Here is a 394-nt window from a genome sequence, read left to right on the forward strand (position 1 = left end):
TTTCCCGCTGCGCCGCTCCGGGACTTGGCGCGGCGCAGCCTGCCGCGCCGCAACTTCGCGGCCCGCAGCCTTGCAGCGCGGCGCCCGGTCTTCCCCCGCGGCGGCTCTGCCGCGGGGGCGCTCTTCCCGCCCGCCGGCGCAGCTGCGGGCGGGGCTTCCGGGCCGCCGATGAGCTGCGGCGGCTGGAGGCAGTAGCGGAGATGCCATCTCTCCGCTAAGCCTTGCAGCCGGGCGCGGTAAGCCGCCGGGCCGTAGACGGCCTTGATGTGCTCCCGCGCCTGCCGGCCAATGCCGGCCGCCATCGCCTGGTCGGCCAGCAGCGCGTTCACCCGCCCGGCCAGCGCGTCGATATCTCCCGCCGGCACGAGCAGCTCGCCGCAGCCCGCGGCGGTCA

Annotated in this window: 1 protein-coding gene; it reads right to left on the reverse strand. The window is 76.9% G+C overall.

Annotation, left to right across the window (positions count from 1 at the left end; genetic code table 11):
• Positions 1-394 (reverse strand): glycosyltransferase (locus tag C162_RS36460; RefSeq protein WP_036701514.1); only part of this gene is annotated, 394 nt, incomplete at both ends.

Source organism: Paenibacillus sp. FSL R7-269 (assembly GCF_000517865.1).
GTDB lineage: Bacteria > Bacillota > Bacilli > Paenibacillales > Paenibacillaceae > Paenibacillus_AQ.